Here is a 21,063-nt window from a genome sequence, read left to right as displayed (position 1 = left end):
ATGTATTGGCGGCCCGATGATCGGGCACCCGCTGCAGATCCTTACGGATGATGGCAAAGAGGGCATCGGCATTGAGATGAGCACGCATTTTGATTCGACGGAATGTTTGGGTTTCCTGGCGGGTACGTTTGACGATTTTTTTGACGGACATGGCGCTTCTCCTTTGTAAGTGTTTGATTTTACAAAGAAAAGGCGATTCGACCTTTTATAGATTGTCAAGAAAAATCGACAAGCCACCGAAAAAAATAATGATGTAATTTTAATATGTTATAATAGCCCTCCTCCTTGGCGGGCTGGAAAAGTTTGCGAAAACTGTTTTAAGGAACCACGTATTCACTGGGGTTCAGGACAAAGCGGGAACTGCTGGGTGGAAGTTGAACTCAATGAATTCAGCGGGGATAAACAGTTCTTCACCATCCTCGCCGTTGCCACCATCAGTGATATCGACAAGAAGAGCATCGTCTCACGAAAATCTTTTCGACAGGCGCTGACCATGGACACCCCCGATTACCCAGGATATGTGGACGCCGCTTCCCGGGCAATCGCCAACCTGAGCGAGGAAATCGCCACGGCTCTCCGGACCGACCATCAGTTGGCACAAAAGAGCGATGATGCTTCTGAACAAACCCTGGATCCGTGAGCTGATCAACACTCGGATCATCAGTGATACGCGCCGAAGAGAACCAATTCGTCGCTCATCTGAACAGTCACAGAGTTTTTAGTCGTGTAGCTGCATCGTTGATGTTACCGGCTGGTTTTGACGACAACCTTTTTGCAGGAAACCATGCATTTTTTCCGTCCCCTTCTTTTACTGCTGCTGCCGCTCGCCCTATTGATGCAGGGATGTTCACTACCGCATCCCATGTCCCTGACCAGTACAGAGAGACACCAGGCTGTTCTCAGGATCGGAATCGCCCCGGATGCCCCTCCCTATGTGTATCGCAAGGATGGCAGAATTACCGGCCTGGAAATCCAGTTCGCCGCTGATCTGGCCCGTTTCACCAACTCTTCACCCGCTTTCATCGAACTGCCCCGCTCGGATCTGTTCCAGGCCCTTGCCGACGGCACCATTGATATCATCATGTCCGGAATCACCACCGATGAAGCTCAGGCAAAGGGAGGACGCGCCACTGATCCGTACCTGGCATCCGGCCAGGTCGCATTGGTCCGCGTCACCGATTTCACCCGGCTCGGCCTTGATTCGCGTCATCTGGGTGACAGGGACGTCCGTCTCGGTGCTGTTACCGGCACCGCTGGCGAACATTTTGTCAATACCCTCGACCGAAAGGGGAGAACCTTCATGTTCCCCAGCGTTCCGGAGGGGGTCCAGGCCTTACTCAGCTATTCCATTGATGCATTCATCCATGAAATGTCCACCAATCTGTACTACGCTTCACTCCATATCGACCGAGGCCTGACGTCCGGGTGGACACCGATGACCAGTGAGAAACTGGCCTGGGTCGTCCATCCGGACAATGAAGACCTGCTGCAGGCTGCCAGAAGCTATCTGCTGGACCTGCGGCAAAGTGGTGAACTGGGACCGCTGCTTGAACGTTTCATCCCTTTGTATCAACATGCCGAGGACGGTTCCGGCTCGTAAACCCGATCGGGCGGCACAGTCTCCTCTTCCGGCCCACGTTCACCAGGGGCAAGCAAGAGGCTGTCTGACCTGTGCCCGCCAACCGTGCGGTGGTGCCTTGCCCGGGGACGTGCTCATCCCGCATCCTGCGTATCCATCTTTACCAGCCGGTAGTACAGGGATTGATGTCGCATCAATTCATCGTGGCTGCCCTGTTCCACGATTTGCCCCTGGTCAAGAACCACGATCCGGTTCGCGCGGCGTATGGTGGAGAGACGGTGGGCGATCACCAGGGAAGTCCGCCCGTGGAAACCAGCCTCTATCGCTCGCTCGAGCATATTCTCCGATTCGGTATCAATGGAGGCCGTAGCCTCATCCAGCACCAGAATGGCGGGGTCGCGATACAGAGCCCGGACAAAGGACAACAATTGCTTCTCTCCCAGGGAAAGGTTGAGAGCACCTTCACCTATACGGGTTTCCAAGCCCTGGGGCAGTCGGTCGACGAAGGTGTTCAAACCGGTTTGCGCCAGGATCTGATGGAGTTTTGTTTCATCGGGCAAACCGTCAAGTACGATATTTGCCCGCACCGTATCAGGCAGGATGAAAATATCCTGCATAATGATACCGACATGCCGGCGCAGGGTCACCAGGGGCAGCGAACGAATATCACTGCCATCAATGGACACCGTGCCCTCCTGAGGATCATACAATCGAACCAGAAGGGAGATAAGCGTCGTCTTTCCGGATCCGGTCGAACCGATCACGGCAACAGTTTCTCCCGGGGCAATCGATAAATTAATATCCTTGAGTACCGGTTGATCCGGCTTGTACCCGAACCGCACCTGTTTGAATTCAACCGCACCGCTGCGGTTCAGAGGTTGCGATGAATCCGATGCAAGGACGGACATATGAGAACGGGTATCCAGGGTTTGAAAGATACGCTCTGCCGAGGCCATGGCCGACTGGACAATCGAATACTTCTGGGAAAGTTCCCGCAGAGGTTGAAAAAAGAGCCGCATGTAAAAGAGAAATGCCGCTAATTCACCAATGGTCAGTTGACTGCGGATGACCTCGCCGCCCCCGTACCAGAGAATGAGGGCTATGGCTACGGAACTCATCAATTCGGTCAAGGGCATGAAAATACCGAAGACCCTGATCTGACCAAAGCTGCGCTGCAGGTATTCGTCGGTCAAGCCACGGTGATCCGCACTGCTGTGTTTTTGGCCGCCAAAAACCTGAATTACACCGACACCAGCCAGAGATTCGGCCAGAAAAGAGTTGATTTTTGCGGTCTGGGTACGGATTGCCCGAAACTTTTCCCGGGCGAAACGGGAGAAGATAACGGTGACCACCAGGGCCAGGGGGACAAAGACAGCCATGATCAGGGCCAACCGCACGTTCATCAGGGCGAGAAAACAGAAGATGCCCACCAGTTTGAGACCGTCATTGAACAGGGTGACCATGACCGAAGTGAACATTTCGTGCATGTTCTGGATATCGTTGGTCAGCCGGGTGACGAGGCGTCCGGCGGGCTGGTCATGAAAAAACACGAGATCCAGGGTGAGCAGGTGAGCAAAGAGATGCTGCCGCAGGCGGTGCATGATTGATTGCCCGATCCATTCCAGCAGCACCATCTGGCAAAAGGTCGTGAAAAAAATCAGACCTATGAGGAGCCCATACCACAAGGCGATCCGACCCAGTCCGGCCACACGTTCGACACTGCCGAGGGCATCAATGACAATATATTGGTCGATACCCATCTGCATCAGTCTCGGCAGACTCAGGGTGGCAACGGTGACGATCAGAGAAAGGAGCACCGCTCCGCTCAGGCCGAGAACATGCCTGCGGCTGTAGGCCAGAATCCGCTGCCAGAGGCGGACATCGCTTATGGATGTGACCTGCCCTTCTTCCGAATAGCCGAAATTATGCATCGCCCTGCTGTTTCTCCGTCATGGCGCGATAAAATGAATGGTGGAGGAGAGCCTCGTGGTTTCCCTGGCCGACGATTCTCCCGGCATCGATGAGGACAATCCGGTCGGCGTGGCGCAGCACATTGATCCTATGAGAAACAAGCAGAACTGTTTTTTTCTGGAATAGGGAAAGAATGCCCTGCAGGACCTGTTGCTCGGTTTCAACATCAATGGCGGATAGAGCATCGTCGATGATCAGCATGGGCCGATCGCACAGCAGGGCTCGAGCCAAGGCCAGCCGCTGCCGCTGGCCGCCGGAAAGCTGCACGCCCCGTTCACCGATAACGGTCTGATACCCATCGGTAAAGGCGCGGATATCGGCGTCAATGGCTGCGGCACGCGCCGCGGCCTCTATCTCCTCCTTCGTTGCCTCCGGCCTGCCAAGGGCAATATTTCTCTCAATGGTCTCGGCAAATACCACCGGTTCCTGGCCGACATAGGCCAGACAATTGCGAATGTCGGCCTGGGCGAGGTGGTTGACGTCCTGCCCGCGAAAGAACAGGGTGCCATCGGCCACCGGGTACAAACGCAGGAGCAGTTTACAAAGCGTTGATTTACCTGACCCGGTTCGACCGGTTACGCCAAGGATTCCTGGCCCGATGTCCAGGGTAATGTCACTGAGCGCCGGCTGGGTGGCGGATGGATAGGTAAAGTGCAGACCTCTGCAGGAGTAGGTCGTGGCAGGCGTCGAAGGCAGAGGCAGAGTCGGGCCGGTGTCGACCACCGGCTGTTGTTCAAGGAGATGCTGAACCCGCCGCAGACTGGTCATACCCCGCTGAACAAGATTGGCAACCCAGCCTATAGCCATCATCGGCCAGATAAGCATGTACAGATAACTGATAAAAGCGACAAAGGAGCCAATGGTGAGGCGGCCCTCGATGACCAGGGTACCGCCGTAATAGAGAATGAGTAGCATGCCGATATTACCCACCAGGGTGGCAATGGGAAACAGCAGCCCCTGGATGACAGCGACCCTGAGATTGCCGCGCACATACTGTTCTCCCAGGACCTGAAATCGGCCTTCCTGAAACCGTTCCAGCGCATACCCCTTGATGAGACGAACAGACACCAGGGTGGTGCGGGCGAACTCGGTCAACAGCGAAAACTGTTCCTGAACCAGGTTGAAACGGTGATGGAGACGACCGGAAAGAACTCTGGTGCAGATTGCGAGCAGGGGCATGGGCAAGAGAGCGATCAGAGTCAACTTGACATCAATGGCAAGCATGAATCCCAAGGCCGCTGTCGACATGACAAGGGCATCGGCCGCCGCCACCAGCCCCATGCCGCAGGCCATCTGGACCGTTGCCATGTCGTTGCCCGACCTGGCCATGAGGTCGCCGACCGTATAGCGCTCGAAAAAGGGCTGGTCCATGCGCAGGACATGGGCAAACAGCCGATCACGTAGCTTCTTCTCGAGAATCCTGGAAAAACCGATGATCAGATAGCGCCAGATGAAGCGAAGAACAGCAACAAAAATCGCTACCAGGCAGACAGCGAGGCTGAGTTTGAGCAGCTGCGGAGAGGTGGCCGTTCCTGCCGCGAGTTCGTCCACCGCTGTTTTGACAAAAAGGGGAATAATAAGTTGGAGAAAATCCACTGCCACCAGGGCAAGCAGCCCCAGAGTCAGACGAAACCAGTACGTCCGAAAAATGGGCAGCACCACCTGCAGCGGGCGCCCTTGATCCTGATCGCCGCTGCCGCCGGGAGTAGAATCGGTCATGGAAGAGAGGGCAGCAGTTCATTATAGGCAGCGGTCAAACGGATAAACTGCTCGCTCTCGCCACCTTTGTCGGGGTGCAATTCATGGGCTTTGCGACGATACAGGCGGGTAAGATCGTTTTTCCGCAGAGCGGCTAGTTGAGTGCTGCTGAGTCCGAATATTGCCATGGCCTGCTGGCGGGACATCCCACCAGTGACAACTACGGAATGGAATGTCCGCCGTGAACGTGGCCGGGTAAATCCGGCCCGAAAAACCGGTCCATCCGGGGCGGCATCAAAATACATGATCAGGTAGCGGATCAGGTAGGCAGGCAAAGAGTCTCCCTGCGGGAATCCCTGCCAGAAATCCTGGTCACGGGCCAGGCGGCAGACAGCATCGACAAACAGGGTGTCAAGCTGCTCCCGATTAAGGGCTTCAGGCATGGAGCGGGCATAACTCTCCTTGAAATGTCGATGCAGATCAAAAACAGCGAACAGGTACTGCTGGTATTCCCTGGCCGGAAGGGCTTGTTCACGCTGCATGATCAACTGTTCAATCTCATCCCGTGATTTATCCAGGAGGACCGCATACATGGCCGGTGTCTTGGCAATCGTTTCCGCTGAGGTCCGGCCTAGACGGAGAAAATGCAGCCGCCTGCGATCAATGACGTGGGTCTCGGCCATGGCCCGTTCGCGCAAACGACTGCCCACCGGTGCCCAATTGCGGTATCTGTTCCGATGACGGAAAGGCTGCAGCCGGTTCTGGATATAGGGATCGACAAAAGGAAAGAGCAGGTCTTCCAGTTCGGTGTCCGGAACCTGGACCCCCTCATGCCGCAAGCGTTGCAGAAAATCCTCATCGATCATAAAGGAGGTCTCATCACTATAGACGATGAAACGCGAAGGATCGCGACCCAGATCAGCCAGGTCGCGAAAAACATAGACATCTCCCAGACGATAGGATTCGCGCAGTACATAGCGGTAACGCCATAACCCGGCGCCTGTTCTGGCTAAATACATGATACCAACCAATGGAAAAAAAGAACCGCTTACCTGCACTCCCTGTCTCCCGCTTCTTGTGGAGTACGCAGGTGGGAGGTGCCGGTAAACGTGCTTAAAAAACCCCTGAATCATCCGTGACAGCTGGACGTTTGTTTTGCATTTTCACTACTGTAATCATCATATAATTTCAGCGAAATGCTTGAAAACAACTTTCACTAGCCGCACTTGGGGGCGTGCGGATGGATGCTCACGGATCGAGAAAACCCGGTGCAACTCCGTCGGTCCACCTGCACCAGAAAAAACGGGGAGGAAAAAAGAGGGGCCACTTCGGTCCTCTTGCGGCCATCCCGACACGACCGCAGGACCCACAATCAGAGAAACCGCCTGATAATATCCTCGACAGCGTCAATGGAAAAGGGTTTCGCCAGGGCATCGGCAAACGGATACGCGGTGTAATCCTGAATGACCTCATGGTCGGTATCGCCACTGATGGCGATCATGACGGCTTCCGGATCGATTTTTTCAATGCAGCGGGCGACTTCCAGGCCGCCCATGCCCCCGCGAATCCGGAGATCAAGCAGGACCAGATCAAATCGTTGACCTGCTTCGATCATATCCCGATACAAGGCCTCGGCTTCCTCACCGTTTGCAGCCAGGCTGACGCGACACCCGAAATACTCAAACATTTTTTTGTTGATAAGGCGCATCATCTCATCATCATCCATAACCAGAACACGGCGGGCGGCATCCTTACCTGTTCCTGAAAAATAATCGGCATTTGTCATAAGGGGAGGATAACGGGGGAAATAGAGAGAAACCGTACAACCCTCGACTGACGATTCGATACGGACCCGGCCGCCATGTTTTTTCACAATGGCATGGACTATGGTCAACCCCAATCCCATTCCCTTTTGCGCCCCTTTCTGTTTGGTCGAAAAATAGGGATCAAAGACCTGATCGACAATACGAGAATCGATACCGGGGCCGCTATCATGAAAAGTCACCCGAACAACCTCTCCAGTGGTCTGGGGCAGACCAGAACGGGCTGATTCAGCCGCGCCATCAACCCTGTCAATTCGGACCGTAACCTGGCCGCTGCCTTCCATCGCATCCATGGCATTGCGGACCAAATTGACAAAAACCTGACGCATCTGAACAGGATCAAGGGAGATAGCCAGGTCTCCCTGCTCGGATTCTATATGATATTTGATATCGGTTCCCTTCAGTTCGTGCTGGAAAACATCCTCGATGAGATTGCCCAGAAGGACTTCGGATTTCCGCGGGAGGTAATTGTCGGAAAACGTGGTGAATTGACGGATCAACTGGACCGTCAGGTCGAGGGCTTTGGCGGATTCGTTGAGGAGTTGGGACACATTGTCGTCGTGGCAGACATACCGAGCCATCTCGATATTCCCGTTGATTATGGTCAACAGGTTATTGAAATCATGGGCAATACCGCTGGCCATCAGTGACATTGCATCCATTTTGCGGATTCGCTGCAGTTCTATTTCCAGTTGGCGCTGACGCTGCTCCAACATCTTGCGTCGGCTGACATCCTGGAGAATGCCGATGATGAAAAAACTGTCATCCTCGGCCACAGGGACCAGATTACAGGTAATGACCCGATCCTCCAAATGGATGGGATCATCATACCCGAAGACCAGCGGCAGATACTCAAACGAGGCTGCGCACATTTCCATCCAGTCGGCAAGCCGTTGCTGTGCCGCCTCCGGCAGAAACTGATCCAGGGGGCTCCCCAGAATCCTGGCCTCGGGCCGTCCGAAAAGGGTCACGGCAACACCGTTGGCCATAACAATCCGGCCCTCATGATTCAGTTCCACCACGCCCTCGGTCATTTTCGCCAGAATGATATCCCGATGTTTTTTACTGACCAGCAGTTCGTGGGTCACCTCACGGGGAAACAGCCCATCCAGACCTCGGATGCTGTTGTCACCAGGCCGGCCGCTACGATATTGCTCCAGAGCAGCCAGGACATGAGTCTTCATTATCCCGGACTGTCCCTTGGCAATGCAGATGTCAGCTCCGGTCTGCAGGGCATTATCATTATCCTCCAAGGCGACACCGGAAAGAACGACAAGAAAAATGTCTTTCAGCTCAGGAGAATGTCGGACAATGTAACAGAGTTTCTCGCCGTCGATGCGGGGCATGATCAGATCGGTGAATATGATATCAGGACGCCGGCGGGCAATGCAGTCCAAGGCATCGAGACCATCTTCAGCAACCTGGACTTCACAACCCTCGGCCTCGAGAACATACCTGAGAATCCTGCGGATGACAGGACTGTTATCGACAACCAGAACATGGGTTTTAGTCATTGAGCAGCTCCTGAACCGCATCCACCAATTGACGGATATCAAAAGGTTTACAGAACACTCTGTCCGCCCCCAGTTCACGGGCCGCCGGCAAGTAGGCATCCGGACCGATGCGTCCGCCACCTGAAATAGCGATGATCTTGATATCGGGATATTCTCTTTTTAACGTAGTGATGGTTTCCAGCCCCTCCTGTTCGGGCATGATCAGATCAGTGATCACCAGGTTGGCTGGCTGCTGCCGCTGTTTGAGCATTCCTTCACGGCCGTTGCCGGCCTCGCTCACCTCATGTCCGGCCCATTCCATCATCTGTCGCAGCAGGATCCGGATCTGTTCATCATCATCAATAACAAGAATCCTCATACTCCTTCCTCTTTCTGGTTCCGCTCAGGCAGAATTTCCCGAATGGTCATGGCGAGCATCCGCATGTCCACCGGTTTGGCGAGAAAACGGCTCACACCCGCGTCATGAGCCTCTTCCGGAGTCACCGCCTCACTGTAGCCGGAACACAGGATCACGGGGAGATCCGGTCGTCTGGCATGAACTTCTGCAGCAAGCTGCAATCCGGTCATCCTTGGCATGGTATGATCCGTGACCAGCAGATCGATCCTCTCATCCTCCTTGGCCAGATACGCCAGAGCCTGTTCCGGACTGGTCGCCGGCAACACTCGATAGCCCAGATATGTTAACATTCTCGTCCGCATCTGCACAATGTCTTCTTCATCGTCGACAAAGAGGATAGTTTCACTGCCCTGCGGCATGGTGTCCACATGATTTTCGTCCATCGGCTCTTTATCCTGAACCCTTGGAAAAAAGACCGTGAACACCGATCCTTTACCAACCTCCGATTGCACGTCGATAACGCCTTCATGGGAAACTATAATCCCATGGAGAACAGCAAGGCCCATGCCTGAGCCCTCCCCGACATCGCGGGTGGTGAAAAAGGGATCAAAAATTCGCTCGAGCATCTCGGCGGGAATACCTTTGCCTGTATCCTTGACGGTCAGCACGACATACCTGCCTGGGGTCAATTTGTGATAGCGAAGTTCTTCACCCTTACCGGTCTCAATTTCCCGCAAGGCAATTTCTATGACTCCGCCGGTCCGGGTGTCGATGGCCTGAGCGGCATTGGTGCACAGATTCATCAGTACCTGCTGGATCTGCGACGGGTCGGCATGAATCATGCCGAGTTCCCCGGCCACCGAGACTTTGAGTTCTATGGTCGCCGGCAGAGAGGCTCGCAACAATCGACAGGCCTCCTTAACCACCGGTCCAAGGAGGAGATTTTGGCGCTGGTTAGTGGATTGACGGCTGAAGGCCAGAATCTGGCTGACCAGATCCTTGGCCCTGTTACCGGCTCGCTTGATAGCCTGAACATGCTCGACTATCTCCTCGGGAGTTACAGGTGGTCCGATAGTCGGGCTGTCTGCAGTTTTTTTCGAGGGTAATCGATAGAGCAACAGATCAGCATTCCCAAGGACCGCCCCGAGAATATTGTTGAAATCATGGGCAATACCTCCGGCCAGGGTGGCGATGGCTTCCAGTTTGTAGGCGTGGACCAGTCGTTTTTCCAGGTTGCGCTGGAGGCTGATGTCCTTGGCTGTATAGACATAGCCGACAATCTTCTGCTCGCGGAGAATCGGGGAACAGGAAACTGAAAAGGTGCGGCCAAGGAACCGATGATAGATCTCCCGGCGCACAGGTTGCTGCTCCCGGCGGACAGAGGGTATGGGACAGAGTCGGCAAGGGGACTCGATACCCGCAAACAGCTGGTGGCAGGTTTTTCCCTCGATGGAGCCGTTATCCGCGGAAAGCAGTTCCACGGCGGCCCGGTTACTTTTGACAATGGCAAGATCGAGATCGAGAATGACAACCGGATCGAGAATAGCGTCAAAGGTGAGACGCCACTCTTCAGCCGGCAATTCACCGGCAGATTGCTCGGCAACCGGAGTCGGATCCGGTTGAGGAGATACCTGTTCTTTCGCAGCACCCTGCTCGGCAAGGCTTCGGAGCCGGGGGCGGATGGTGACCAGATAGAGAACAATGGTGACTGCCGCATAGCCAGACAGGAGGAGACAGAGAACCGTTAATACGGTGATGGTCATGTATTGCTTCCACTAAGCAGAGGGGGAGATTGCCTGAAGACTCTTTCCCGAAAAAAAGTGATCATCGCCCGACGGCGGCCATAAATCTTCGCCTGTTCAGGGATCAGATCGGAGACCGTATGACGCATGATGGACATCTTGTATTCTATATTGGGGGCAAACCTGTTGTCCAGATACCATGCGTAAAAAAGACCGAAAAACAAGCCCGGCGGGGTAAAACCCTCGTTAAAATTAATCGCCCGGGTGTATAACCGCTCTTGCGGCCGCAGATTATGCATGCGGGACAAACGCAGGTAGGTGTCAATGTCATCATAGGTGAGAAAACTCACCAGCAGCTCTGGTTCCGTGACCCACAACTGGTACATCCTGCCAACGAGATCCGAACCGGACAGGAGGTCGGTCATCTGCTTTTCCCGGGCATAATTTCCCAGCAGCGACTGGCCCAAAGCGACCAGAAAAACCATTTCGAACCGGTTGAGGTTTTCCGCCTGGTCACGGCGGATTTTGATCCGTTGATCATTCGGATCGTAAAAGGAGAAAATATTGTCCCATTGCTGACAGCGTTTCCAGGATTCCGGTGCAACGAGTGTAATACCCTGAATGTATTGCAGATGCTCAAGGGGAATATCCGGATGCAGCCAGATGATCTCGACAACCCTATCCAGCAGCCTTTTCCGCTCCGCTTCAGTCATTTTAACCATGGTGACAGATCCGGCGGACATCAGCTCGGTGCTCAGGTAATGAAGCAGGGAACGGATTTTCTCGTAGCGCTGGCTGGGCGTGGATCGGGGAAAATATTTCCTCCGGGAGGGGAAATCGGCATCGGGCAATGTCTCCCTGCGATCCGGCTGATCGAGAAACCCGGTCTGCTTCAGAGCCCAGAGGCCGCGTATCGCCGTTGCCAGAGCATCAGGGTCATGCTGAATAACTCCGCGTTGCCGCAACAGGTCTTCTGAAAAAATTCTCCCTTCCACCGAGCCGAAGCCAAGGCCGCGGATACGCCCACGGTCAACGTAGATCGGCGCTTTGTCTTCCAGGGCGTACCGTTGCAGAACAGAACCCGGTATATCGCCCATGTCGATGGACACCACATGAGAAAAAAGATGATCAACCCCGCCGGGAATATTGAGATGGTAGGCTCGAATCAGGTCGGAGACATAAAATTTTCTCTCCGGAGCATCGCGGGTTGCGTCGGTTTCCCCCTTCTGCACCCAGATATTGGCGACCAGCACCTTGAGAGCGGTCTGGTTACTTCTGATCACGTCCGCCAGCCCCGGGATCTGGAGAATGGGAATGATCGAGGTATACAGGCTGCCTGGTGCAAAAAGTATGATATCAGCCCGCTGGACCAGCTGCACGACCTCCGGCTGGAGAAAAGGGGCGCGGCTAAAATCCACCAGCACGCGGTCCACAGGGTACCCGCGCCGGGCGCGGCTGGATTTATATTCACTGGTGACCAGGACACCATTGCCATACAGCATCTGCAACTGAGAAAGCGTGGTGGTACAGGGCAGCACCGAATTGGGCTGCACCCCCAGCCGGGCCGACAACTCGGCCAGGCCCCGGATGGTGGCGGTGCGAACAATCTGGTGCGAGGCCAGCAATCGGGAAGTGGTCAATGAGCCATCCAGCTGCTTGTATATGGCTGATGCCAGCAGCAGATTTCCCAAACACTGGGGCCGGTACAGCGTTGGCGTCAGCCGGACATCGGTGTACAGCCGGGCGGTCAGCGCTTCGAGATATGCACCCAGGGAGGGAGGAAGGTCACCGGGGTCCATACCCGTATCGGCAAACATCTGTTGTGAAGAAACGGGGCAGGAGATGAAACGATAATTGAACAGGGTGTGCAGTGCGGCTGCTGTCTGTGCTGCAGTTGCGGCGTCAAGACCGTATTCCCTGGTCAGGTTTTCCCGACGAATGGATGATATCAGCACATGACGAAGATCACCCAGGGCGATGAGCGGTAAATCCTTCTGCAGCTCACCGGTGGAACCGCCGTCATCGGTGACGCAAACCACTGAATGGACCAGAGGGAACACCTGTTTCAGGCCGGTAAAAGGCTGCTCCGCCCAGCTCAATCGCCGGGAATCCCCCCCGATTGCATTGGACAGGCCGGTACCGCCTCCGAAGACCACGACCCGGGTTCGACTTGTATCCAGATTATTTATCCGATTTTTAAGGATATGGAACAGAGAAAATACTGTTGGCGCAAGCGAATCAGGGGCTCGACCCATGAGTATAGCTATGATTTTTTCCGCCAGGCTGCTTTCAGGCAAAACATCAAGAACGGAAAAACCCTGCGAGGTCAGTTGCTGCAACTGGGATCTGAGCTGCTGTTGTCCTCCCATATCCTGCGGTATGACTCCCCTTGGTACGAGGTTTTATCGATGTTGATCGATGGAACACTCGCTGATGCCCATCGAGAAAAGGCTCCATCCCACTGATTGTCGGTTGCGCTGGCAAATGTGCTCCGCGGCGGAGGACCTCTATGTCGGCGGAGGCATTTGCCGGTGCGCCTTGATGCAGTATGCAATATCCCCTTTGTGGGTAAACACCCGCAAAGGCCTCATAACCCTGAGAGCAGCTTTTTCACCCTGAGAAGATCGTCAGGGGTATCGACCTCCACGGAATCGTGATCGGACAGGACGACCCGTATGGTATACCCGAATTCAAGAGCACGGAGCTGCTCCAGCTTTTCGAAACGCTCCCATTGTCCTTCGGGAAGACCGACAAAGGTCACGAGAAAGCCTTTCCGATAGGCATAAAAACCGAGATGTTTATAATACGTCGGTTGAACTCCCGCACCGGGATCACGCTGGAAAGGAATCGGCGACCGGCTGAAATAGAGTGCGTTATGATGACAATCAAAAACAGTTTTCACATGGTTTGGATCACTGATTTCTTCCGGTCGGACGATTTTATAGATCAGGGTCGACATGGGCAGAGCGGGATCGTCAACGAGGGGACGGGCGACCTGTTCGACTATTTCCGCTGGAAACAGGGGTTGATCCCCCTGGATATTGACAATGATTTCCTGATCAGAGATATCCAGCAGCAGGGCAGCTTCCGCCAATCTGTCGGTGCCGGTGGCATGATCACCTCGGGTCATGACCCAGCTACCTCCAAAGGAGGCCACGGCGTCGGCAATTCGTTGGTCATCGGTTGCCACCACGACCCGGGAAAGGAGTTCGACCTGCAGGGCGCGTTCCACCACATGCTGAATCATGGGCTTTTCATTGATCAGCGCCAGAGGTTTGCCCTCAAAACGATTCGAATGGTAACGTGCCGGAATGATAGCGGTGATTCCGGGAGGCTTTGTGCTCATAGTCCACCCTGCCCATGGGATTGACAAAATACGGGCATGCGTTGTCTCAACGTATACAAATATGATACAGTGCAAGCTGATAAAAGGCAATCAGCAAAAAAACCATTCACTTAGACCTGAATCCGTGAGCGGCTGGCGAAAGGTATGGTCAAAAATTTTACTGTAATTACAACCTGATTACAGCAAGATATACCCAAAAAAACCCAGCCTTCACGGATTCAGGTGTGATCCTCGTCGCCACCAGCTCGACTCGCCCGTTCAGAGCGGACGCCAGGTGATTGCCAACCCGGCAGGCCCGGAAACAATTGCTGCCAGGAAATTTCGCATGCCCGACACCTTTTCACCCCTGACACCTGATGTACCGATTCCCCTGTATATCGACCCCCGCTGCTCCTGCCAGCACCTCGATGCACTGAACGGCCTTGTCAATCTGCCACGTACCGATGATCGATTCCATCAAGGCCTCCTGCTCAGACTCACCCCTGGCGGACTTGAGTTGTGCCGACCGGATGATCCGGAATTGGCCGGTGGTCTTCGGGTCGATTTCGAGACACCGCATTTTCGGCGACGATGGCTGTCTCCCGGCAGGGAGCTGCTGGTCCGGGCGGTTAAAATTCATCACCATGCCGCACCGATGATTATCGATGCCACCGCTGGCCTGGGCCGTGATGCCTTTCTGCTCGCCGCTGCGGGATACCGTGTCCACCTGTTTGAACGCCATCCCATCATTGCCGCGCTGCTGCGTGATGGCCTGCAGCGGGCAGGTCGTTCCCCACAGGTTGCAGCCATCACCGCACGCATGCATCTGACTGTTGGCGATGTTCTTGATTATTTCTCAACAACGGGTGAACAGCCCGAGGTTATTTACCTGGACCCGATGTTTCCGCAACGTTCCAAATCGGCCAAGGTTAAACAGGAACTTCGCCTGTTACAGCTGCTGCATGACCGGAAAAAGGATGCAGAGCATCTGTTGCGGGCGGCCCTGGCGCTTCAGGTGAAAAAGGTGGTGGTCAAACGGCCGCTCAAGGGACCTTTTCTGTTGACTCTTCCCCCGACGTATTCCCTCAAAGGAAAGGCTGTCCGTTTTGATATCTATGTGGGAAAAATACAGGGTGCACCACCGCTCTGAAGTGCTGAACTCGGAGAGCGACTCAAAGCGGTGTATCGTGGACAAGGACGGCGGCTACATGCTACACCCGGGCGGCTGCCTGCAGGGCTTTGCTGGTGCGTGTTTTCATCTCTTCAGTCATCACGACAGGCACCTGGTAGGTCAGCGTACGATCCATAATCGCCGCCGAGGCCGGCAGGGCCGCGGCATCGTAGACAACCCGGCGTTTGCCATGGACCGCTAGCGGCCAGCCGCTGTGGCACAGGGTTTTACCGGCCAGGAGATGCTCCCAGTTAGGATAATAATGCCAGGTGTTTTCACACCAGTGAACCGCACCGGCCCCGCTGTCACGCAGAACCTGTGCCACCGCGATGGCCTGCTCCCTGTCAGGCAGCATAAAGGTGAGAAAGGTGGCGGAGTCCCCTTCGGGATCAAGAATTTCCCGGAAGCTGACACCGGGCAGAACACCTGCAGCGTCCTTGAGGAAGTTTTTATTGTTCTTCTGCGCTACAACCATACTGTCGAGTTTAGCCAGCTGAGCCAGACCGATGGCCCCCTGAACCTCCATCATCCGATAGTTGAAACCGATAAAAGAGCGGCCCTCACCACCGCGTCCTCCGGGATTGGCCACATGATCATGGCCATGATCCTGGTATTCGGACATACACCGCCAGAGTACTTCGTCGCTGGTGATACACATCCCTCCCTCACCGGTGGTCATGGTCTTGACCGCATCAAAAGAAAAGGTGCCACAGGCACCAAAGGTGCCGAGATGTCTTCCCTTCAGGCGCCCACCAGCCGCCTGGGCAGTGTCTTCAATCACCGGTATGCCATGACGATCGGCAATGGCCTTGATCTCTTCAATCCGGGCCTGGGCCCCCAGCATGTGAACCGGAATTATGGCCCGGGTTTTGGGAGTGATTTTTTTCTCCAGGTCCGTCGGATCCATATTGAGGGTCAGGTCGATTTCGGTGAAAACCGGCACAGCCCCGCAATCAAGGATTGCCTCCCAGGTGGCGACAAAGGTGAACCCCTGGGTGATAACCTCATCGCCGGCCCCGACCCCCAGGGCCATCAAGGCCACCTTCAGAGCAGCGGTTCCTGAACTCACGGCCTGGGCATACCCGGCACCGGTATAGGCGGCAAAAGCCTTTTCAAATTCAAGCACCTTGTACACACCCTGACGTTGGGCGGCAAATTCGTAGCGAAACAGCACTCCGCTGTCCAGCACCTCGAGCACCTGTTGCCGTTCTTCTTCCCCAAAGACTTCAAAACCGGGCACGTGTACACCTCTTCATGGCATAATGTTTGTTCGACTGCACGTCTGTTCCTGGTGCAGCTCGGTCGGCAATGGTCATTCCCCGGTACGAGGCATGACATACCCATTGTCGATCAGACGGACCTTTCCGTCTACATGAACGGCCAGGGCCAGGACCGTCCGTTCATCAACCCTGGTCACCGGTTCCAGCGAGTCACAATCAACGAAACTGACATAATCGATGGCCGTTGCGGAGAAAGAAAGAATATAGTTCTCCAGGGCTTCCTGCAGCTCCGCTACCGAGGTCTGGCCACGACCGGCCATTTCTCTGGCCATCCGCAGAGCGCCAGACAGGCTGAGAGCCGCCGCCCGATTGGCCGGATCAAGGTTGGTATTGCGTGAACTCATGGCCAGACCGTCAGCTTCCCTGACGATGGGATGACCGATGATTTTAACCGGGATGTTCAGGTCGCTCACCAGCCGACGAATGACCGCCAGTTGCTGAAAGTCTTTTTCACCGAAAACCGCGCCGTCGGGCTGGACAATATTGAACAGTTTAGTGACGACGGTGGTCACACCGGCAAAATGATGCGGACGACTTCGACCGCACAGATGCGTTGTGACAGTGCGCACCTGCACTTCGGTCTGAAATCCGGGAGGATACATTTCCTCGGGTGTCGGGGCAAACACCGCCGCCACCTTTTCTCCCTTTAACAGAACCATATCACGTTCAAAATCGCGGGGGTATCTGTCCAGATCCTCATTGGGGCCAAACTGGGTCGGATTGACAAACAAGCTGACAACCACAAGATCATACCGGGAGGCGGCCAATCGCATCAAAGCAATATGGCCTTCATGGAAGAAACCCATGGTCGGCACCAGGGCTATGGTTTTCCCGGCCAGAGTCTGTTTTCTTGCCCAGGCATGCATTTCACCTGGTTCTTTAAATATGTTCATTGGTTTTTCAATTGGTTGAGTCTGAATTCGATCATCTCCCGTACCGGATCATCCAATTCCTGACCGGTCGCTGTCATGGCCAGGTATTGCTCGTATATGGCCAGAGCTTCAGGAAGATTCCCCTGTTGCTCGTACACCCGCCCCAGGGCCCGGAGTGCTTCAGCTTCAAACCCGGCCTGGGCACCAAGAGCTCTGTATACTTCAAGAGCACTGTTGAAGTTCTCGGTATTTTCATAAAGGACCCCCAGTTTGCCGAGAACCAGCGGTTTAAGAGGCGACTTGGCATCGAGTTGTGATCGGATGATTTCAAACTGCGAGATCGCCTCTGCAAGGTTGCCGTCACGAATATCGTGCAGGGCCAGATCAACCCTGGCCCATATTCCGGAGGGAGTGGCGCCGTAATGCCTCACGACCTCTTCAAGCTGCGGCCTGTTATCGGAACCGGCCCGCTGGGCTGCATCATAAGCGGCTTGGCCCCTGGAGAAACGCTGGTCCTGGTATGAGGTATAAGCAGCATAACTGATACCGATGATCACAATTCCGGTCACCACCACCCAGATGACCCGCTGATACTGATAGAGAAAATTGACCAGAGCAGGTGGTAGATTGAGTTGATCCAGCAGTCCCTGTGAATGGGCCATGCGCGGCGGCTCAATATTTCTACGGTCAAAAGGACTCTGTTCCGCCATACACTGCGTGCTCCTGTGGACAGAAAAGGTTGATTCCAAGGTCGGCGCGAAGCAGGGAAATATCGTTGCACCTGCCTTGAGAACAAGGTACAGAAGGACCGGATCGTGCTGCGTGCGGCGCTTTGAACCGGTATGGGATAAAAAACACTATCCCGGATGACACCCTGAATGCGTGAACGTCCGGACGGACGCCCCGCAGGGCAACTGGTGCAGGTTATTATCAAGTATTTCACTACAATTATAATGTTATTACAGCAAAATACAACCAAGACAACAATCCAGCCGTCACGGATTCAGCAATACAGAAAACAGCAATTATACAGAGACCAGCAAAAAAAGCATTAAACAATGCACACTCAGAGTGGAAAAGCCGCTTCCCGGCCGCACCTCACAGACCCAGGAGGTTCACTTTGAACATGATATCCCACAAAGTATTCCATGACTGAACAGATAATTCTCACTGTTGCCGAATTGAGTGGCTCTATTCGCTCCTTACTGGAAAAACGGTATCCTTTTGTCAGCGTTATCGGCGAAATCTCCAATCTGCACAAGCCCTATTCCGGCCACCTGTATTTTACGCTCAAAGACCACAACGCGCAGATCCGGGCCGTCCTCTTCAAGATGCAGCAGCGGTACCTCCAGGAAACACCTCGAGACGGGGCCAGGGTCATCTGTCGAGGGAGAATAACCGTGTACGAGCCCAGAGGCGAGTACCAGCTGATTGTCGACGCCATTGACTTTCAGGGCACCGGAGATCTGCTCCGCCAGGTTGAATTGTTAAAACAAAAACTGGCGGCTGAAGGACTGTTCGACGAGCATCTGAAACGACCGCCCCCTTCTGTACCCCGCCACATTACCCTGATCACCTCTCCTCGTGGCGCCGCGGTTCATGACTTTATCCGCATCGCCACCCGCCGTTTTCCGCCCCTGGACATCGCCATCTATCCGGTGTCCGTGCAGGGTGACCGTGCCGCCGCGGAAATAATCCTCGCCCTGGAAGAGATCAATGCCCGGGTCGTCACCGATGCTGTAGCCCTCTGTCGAGGAGGAGGATCCTTCGAAGATCTGCAGGCCTTCAACAATGAGGAACTGGCACGGGCAATTCGTCGTTCCTCGCTGCCGGTGATCAGTGCCGTTGGCCATGAAATAGACTTCACCATCGCCGATTTTGCCGCGGACATGCGGGCACCGACTCCCAGTGCGGCCGCGGAAATACTGATTCCTGACATGGTTGCCCTGCGACGGCATGTGGCCAGTGTCGGCACTCGCCTGCAAAGAGCCCTGGCCGGCTGTATCAATCGCCAGGAGCAGCGCCTGGCTCTGGCCCGGCAGCGGATTGAATCCGCCTCGCGACCATTGGACAGACTGACCCTGCGCCTCGATCAACTCAGTCTCAACCTGGAATTGGCCATGACGAGTTTGCTGGCCGATAAAAAACGGGACCTCGACATGTTGGCCCATCGGCTGCAGCGACATAGTCCCGTCCATCGGCTCAACCTTAATGAGCAGAGGCTGCTGGCCCTGCACGGCAGGATGATTCAGGCGATCAAATCATTCCTTCAGACCCGGGAAGATCAGTACAACCGTATGGCCGGCGTCCTGCATGCGGTCAGCCCTCTGGCCACTCTGGCTAGAGGATATGCAATAGTTCGAAAGATCGGTCAAAAGCAAACCGTGGTCACCGCTGAAAGCCAGGTTCAGCAGGGCGAGACAGTGGAAGTGCTCCTGCACAAGGGAAGGCTGACATGCCGGGTTGAAGAGAAAAAATAATCAGCCGCACTTCCTGTTCAAGGCGGCCATAACCGCAACCCGGTCTGAATACTTTTTCCCCGCAAACAAAAGAGCTGAAAAAAAGAACCACCCACTCGAAAACAAAGCGATCATTCCGCCCCGCTGACTCCAGCTTCACTGAAGGTGGCGACCTCTGTGAGGATCGCCACCGCGGCATCGACCAGATGCATGGCCAAAGCAGCCCCGGTCCCCTCTCCCAAGCGAAGATTGAGATCGAGCAGAGGACGGCGGCGTAGCTGGTTGAGAAGGACCCCATGGCCGGGTTCGACACTCTGGTGGGCACAGATCAGGTAATCGCGGACAAAAGGTTCAAGACTCTGGGCGATCATCGCCCCAGCGGTGGAAATAAAGCCGTCGACCACCACAGGCTTGCGGTTGGCCGCCGCCCCGATGATCAGGCCGGCAAGCGCTCCGATCTCAAAGCCGCCCACCTTAGCCAGGACATCGAGGCCGTCTTTGGGATCAGGTCGGTTTCTGGCGATGGCTTTTTCTATAACCTCGATTTTATGACGTAACCGCTGATCATCGATTCCGGTGCCCCGTCCGGTCAGTTCCTCGACCTTGCGGCCGGAAAGAACCGCTGTGATGGCGGCGCTTGGCGTGGTGTTGCCGATACCCATTTCTCCGGTGCCGAAAATGTCGACTTCCGGGGCCAGCAGGTTGGCAACCTCGATCCCAACCTCAACCGCCATGACAGCATGGGTCCGGGTCATGGCTGGTCCGTAGACCATGTTGGCTGTGCCCCGACCGACTTTTCTTGCAACTACCGATCCGTTGGCAACCAGTTCGGGAAAATCGTCCACCGCCCCCACATCGACAACGCACACCTCCGCCCCGGCCAGACGGGCCAGGGCATTGATACCGGCACCGCCACGAACGAAGTTATGAACCATCTGGGTTGTCACCTCGGCTGGATATTGCGACACGCCTTCAGCGGCAACCCCGTGATCGCCGACCATGACCACCACTTTTTTTCGACCCACCGGCGGCCGCAGGGAACGGGTCATCCCTGCCAGATCCACCGCCAGATCCATCAGATCGCCCAATGCCCAATGCGGCATGGTTAGCTGATTGAGACGCTCCTCGGCCTGGAGGCGAAATTCCAGGTCCTGGGGGTATATGCCGCGAAAAGTCGCATCGAGAAAACTCAGGGCGTTTTCAGTGTACATGCTCTGATCCTTTGAGGGGATGAATTGATTGAAGTGAATGGTTCCAATGCTCAGCCTGAATCCATGACGGCTGGACGTTTT

The 21,063-nt window shown here is 55.0% G+C and carries 16 protein-coding genes; 4 read left to right on the top strand and 12 right to left on the bottom strand.

Features of this window, described 5'->3' with window-relative positions:
- Positions 1-211: 211 nt before the first annotated feature.
- Both JWG43_RS04595 and JWG43_RS04590 read left to right on the top strand, forming a co-directional pair.
- Positions 212-640 (top strand): ABC-type transport auxiliary lipoprotein family protein, encoded by a 429-nt coding sequence (locus JWG43_RS04595; RefSeq protein ID WP_338033232.1) that lies wholly within the window; start codon positions 212-214, stop codon positions 638-640.
- Between the two features lie 144 nt (positions 641-784).
- Positions 785-1,600, top strand: a complete 816-nt coding sequence (locus JWG43_RS04590; RefSeq protein WP_205241643.1) for a substrate-binding periplasmic protein — start codon at positions 785-787, stop codon at positions 1,598-1,600.
- Positions 1,601-1,713: 113 nt separating this feature from the next.
- Here the strand turns inward: JWG43_RS04590 and JWG43_RS04585 are convergent, their stop codons facing one another.
- The 8 genes from JWG43_RS04585 to kdsB form a co-directional block, all read right to left on the bottom strand.
- Positions 1,714-3,510 carry an ABC transporter ATP-binding protein gene (locus JWG43_RS04585; protein WP_205241642.1) on the bottom strand — a complete coding sequence of 599 codons (1,797 nt, stop codon included), beginning with the start codon at positions 3,508-3,510 and terminating at the stop codon, positions 1,714-1,716.
- Positions 3,503-5,269: an ABC transporter ATP-binding protein gene (locus JWG43_RS04580; RefSeq protein WP_205241641.1), complete on the bottom strand. Its 1,767-nt coding sequence runs from the start codon at positions 5,267-5,269 to the stop codon at positions 3,503-3,505. Before JWG43_RS04580 ends, JWG43_RS04585 begins: the two co-directional genes overlap by 8 nt.
- Complete coding sequence (locus JWG43_RS04575; RefSeq protein WP_205241640.1) at positions 5,266-6,267, bottom strand: J domain-containing protein; 1,002 nt, start codon at positions 6,265-6,267, stop codon at positions 5,266-5,268. The genes JWG43_RS04580 and JWG43_RS04575 overlap by 4 nt, the downstream gene beginning before the upstream one ends.
- A 353-nt stretch (positions 6,268-6,620) precedes the next feature.
- A complete protein-coding gene (locus JWG43_RS04570; protein WP_205241639.1) occupies positions 6,621-8,585 on the bottom strand; it encodes a hybrid sensor histidine kinase/response regulator in 1,965 nt (654 codons plus the stop codon).
- Complete coding sequence (locus tag JWG43_RS04565; protein WP_205241638.1) at positions 8,578-8,943, bottom strand: response regulator; 366 nt, start codon at positions 8,941-8,943, stop codon at positions 8,578-8,580. The genes JWG43_RS04570 and JWG43_RS04565 overlap by 8 nt, the downstream gene beginning before the upstream one ends.
- Positions 8,940-10,685 carry a hybrid sensor histidine kinase/response regulator gene (locus JWG43_RS04560; protein ID WP_205241637.1) on the bottom strand — a complete coding sequence of 582 codons (1,746 nt, stop codon included), beginning with the start codon at positions 10,683-10,685 and terminating at the stop codon, positions 8,940-8,942. Before JWG43_RS04560 ends, JWG43_RS04565 begins: the two co-directional genes overlap by 4 nt.
- The gene (locus JWG43_RS04555) at positions 10,682-13,033 is read right to left on the bottom strand and encodes a gluconeogenesis factor YvcK family protein (protein ID WP_205241636.1); all 2,352 of its coding nucleotides are present in this window, start codon (positions 13,031-13,033) and stop codon (positions 10,682-10,684) included. Before JWG43_RS04555 ends, JWG43_RS04560 begins: the two co-directional genes overlap by 4 nt.
- A 218-nt stretch (positions 13,034-13,251) precedes the next feature.
- Positions 13,252-14,010 carry a 3-deoxy-manno-octulosonate cytidylyltransferase gene (gene kdsB, locus JWG43_RS04550; protein ID WP_205241635.1) on the bottom strand — a complete coding sequence of 253 codons (759 nt, stop codon included), beginning with the start codon at positions 14,008-14,010 and terminating at the stop codon, positions 13,252-13,254.
- 325 nt (positions 14,011-14,335) lie between these two features.
- Here kdsB and JWG43_RS04545 point away from each other — a divergent pair, with 325 nt between their 5' ends.
- Entirely contained in the window at positions 14,336-15,139 is an 804-nt protein-coding gene (locus JWG43_RS04545) for a class I SAM-dependent methyltransferase (protein WP_205241634.1), read from the top strand.
- 61 nt (positions 15,140-15,200) lie between these two features.
- On the opposite strand, the gene JWG43_RS04540 is transcribed toward JWG43_RS04545, so the two are convergent.
- The 3 genes from JWG43_RS04540 to JWG43_RS04530 form a co-directional block, all read right to left on the bottom strand.
- The gene (locus JWG43_RS04540) at positions 15,201-16,400 is read right to left on the bottom strand and encodes an aminotransferase class I/II-fold pyridoxal phosphate-dependent enzyme (protein ID WP_205241633.1); all 1,200 of its coding nucleotides are present in this window, start codon (positions 16,398-16,400) and stop codon (positions 15,201-15,203) included.
- Between the two features lie 72 nt (positions 16,401-16,472).
- Complete coding sequence (gene panC / locus JWG43_RS04535) at positions 16,473-17,333, bottom strand: pantoate--beta-alanine ligase (RefSeq protein WP_205241632.1); 861 nt, start codon at positions 17,331-17,333, stop codon at positions 16,473-16,475.
- A complete protein-coding gene (locus JWG43_RS04530) occupies positions 17,330-18,022 on the bottom strand; it encodes a YfgM family protein (RefSeq protein ID WP_205241631.1) in 693 nt (230 codons plus the stop codon). The genes panC and JWG43_RS04530 overlap by 4 nt, the downstream gene beginning before the upstream one ends.
- Positions 18,023-18,460: 438 nt before the next feature.
- On the opposite strand from JWG43_RS04530, the gene xseA reads away from it, so the two are divergent.
- Complete coding sequence (gene xseA, locus JWG43_RS04525) at positions 18,461-19,792, top strand: exodeoxyribonuclease VII large subunit (RefSeq protein ID WP_205241630.1); 1,332 nt, start codon at positions 18,461-18,463, stop codon at positions 19,790-19,792.
- Positions 19,793-19,902: 110 nt separating this feature from the next.
- Here the strand turns inward: xseA and cobT are convergent, their stop codons facing one another.
- A complete protein-coding gene (cobT, locus tag JWG43_RS04520; protein ID WP_205241629.1) occupies positions 19,903-20,982 on the bottom strand; it encodes a nicotinate-nucleotide--dimethylbenzimidazole phosphoribosyltransferase in 1,080 nt (359 codons plus the stop codon).
- Between the last annotated feature and the right edge of the window lie 81 nt (positions 20,983-21,063).

The organism is Desulfobulbus alkaliphilus, from assembly GCF_016918545.1.
GTDB classification, from domain to species: Bacteria; Desulfobacterota; Desulfobulbia; order Desulfobulbales; family Desulfobulbaceae; genus Desulfobulbus; species Desulfobulbus alkaliphilus.
Note: the sequence above shows the minus strand (reverse complement) of the source record. Positions and strands in the feature narration are given on the sequence as shown.

What these genes read in the sequence shown, in the direction of transcription:
- JWG43_RS04570 (WP_205241639.1), bottom strand. Translation starts at nt 8,585, where the DNA reads ATGACTAAAACCCATGTTCTGGTTGTCGATAACAGTCCTGTCATCCGC.
- JWG43_RS04585 (WP_205241642.1), bottom strand. Translation starts at nt 3,510, where the DNA reads ATGCATAATTTCGGCTATTCGGAAGAAGGGCAGGTCACATCCATAAGC.
- JWG43_RS04565 (WP_205241638.1), bottom strand. Translation starts at nt 8,943, where the DNA reads ATGAGGATTCTTGTTATTGATGATGATGAACAGATCCGGATCCTGCTG.
- JWG43_RS04560 (WP_205241637.1), bottom strand. Translation starts at nt 10,685, where the DNA reads ATGACCATCACCGTATTAACGGTTCTCTGTCTCCTCCTGTCTGGCTAT.
- cobT (WP_205241629.1), bottom strand. Translation starts at nt 20,982, where the DNA reads ATGTACACTGAAAACGCCCTGAGTTTTCTCGATGCGACTTTTCGCGGC.
- JWG43_RS04590 (WP_205241643.1), top strand. Translation starts at nt 785, where the DNA reads ATGCATTTTTTCCGTCCCCTTCTTTTACTGCTGCTGCCGCTCGCCCTA.
- panC (WP_205241632.1), bottom strand. Translation starts at nt 17,333, where the DNA reads ATGAACATATTTAAAGAACCAGGTGAAATGCATGCCTGGGCAAGAAAA.
- JWG43_RS04545 (WP_205241634.1), top strand. Translation starts at nt 14,336, where the DNA reads ATGCCCGACACCTTTTCACCCCTGACACCTGATGTACCGATTCCCCTG.
- JWG43_RS04580 (WP_205241641.1), bottom strand. Translation starts at nt 5,269, where the DNA reads ATGACCGATTCTACTCCCGGCGGCAGCGGCGATCAGGATCAAGGGCGC.
- xseA (WP_205241630.1), top strand. Translation starts at nt 18,461, where the DNA reads ATGACTGAACAGATAATTCTCACTGTTGCCGAATTGAGTGGCTCTATT.
- kdsB (WP_205241635.1), bottom strand. Translation starts at nt 14,010, where the DNA reads ATGAGCACAAAGCCTCCCGGAATCACCGCTATCATTCCGGCACGTTAC.
- JWG43_RS04530 (WP_205241631.1), bottom strand. Translation starts at nt 18,022, where the DNA reads ATGGCGGAACAGAGTCCTTTTGACCGTAGAAATATTGAGCCGCCGCGC.
- JWG43_RS04555 (WP_205241636.1), bottom strand. Translation starts at nt 13,033, where the DNA reads ATGGGAGGACAACAGCAGCTCAGATCCCAGTTGCAGCAACTGACCTCG.
- JWG43_RS04575 (WP_205241640.1), bottom strand. Translation starts at nt 6,267, where the DNA reads ATGTATTTAGCCAGAACAGGCGCCGGGTTATGGCGTTACCGCTATGTA.